The sequence below is a fragment of the Dellaglioa sp. CoH-56-MRSF-10 genome, from assembly GCF_056782175.1.
This window is the reverse complement of record NZ_JBXAYF010000019.1, coordinates 1-613: the sequence shown is the minus strand read 5'-3', so window position 1 is coordinate 613 and position 613 is coordinate 1. Positions and strand designations below refer to the sequence as shown.

The following is a 613-nucleotide window of genomic DNA, read 5'->3' as shown; positions in this document are numbered from 1 at the left end:
TCTGCATCCTATTGGTCGCAGCACACAGCGCGGCTACGACAGCCGTCAAGATAAGCATCAGGACGAGCACGACCATCGAAAGCTGACGATAGGAAGTGCCGGGCGGTAGAGTCATCAGATTCCACCCGTACACTAGGAAAGAGACCGGAATTCCGATGACGAGCGCGGTCAGAAAACGGTGCTTGGCACTCACTCTTCCTCCGGAGCCATCGGCAGCGGTTTCCACAGATCGCTGTCATCACGCGAAACAGTACCACTCTTCCACGGGTCGTCGTAGTTGATGGGAGTGCACACTTCACCGAATTCGCGCTTGCCGACCGGACGGTAGTGGTAGTCGCTTTCGTTGGTTGAGTACTGGATGCTCTCACCTTTGTACAGAAAGAAGAACTGGTTGCCGATCTTCACACCAAGCTCACCCAGAGAATTCACAACCCACTCGACTTGATCGGGATGAAGACGAGTCGGAATAGGACTGTACGCGCCTTGCTCGACGAGCGATTGAATAGCAGCGTGCGCCATTCCTTCGAACAGGTCCTGCGGTCGATCCGGATCGTACTCTTCCGTCCCCTTTGTCGCCTGCGCTCGGAGAGCCTGAGCAAGCGTCTTCGAGAAG

At 55.8% G+C, this 613-nt stretch carries 1 protein-coding gene; it reads right to left on the bottom strand.

The genetic code is table 11. The features are described from left to right. Nucleotides 1–189: 189 nt before the first annotated feature. On the bottom strand, nucleotides 190–613 hold a 424-nt coding region (locus AC1RP4_RS07610; RefSeq protein ID WP_481763213.1), incomplete at its 5' end, for a hypothetical protein.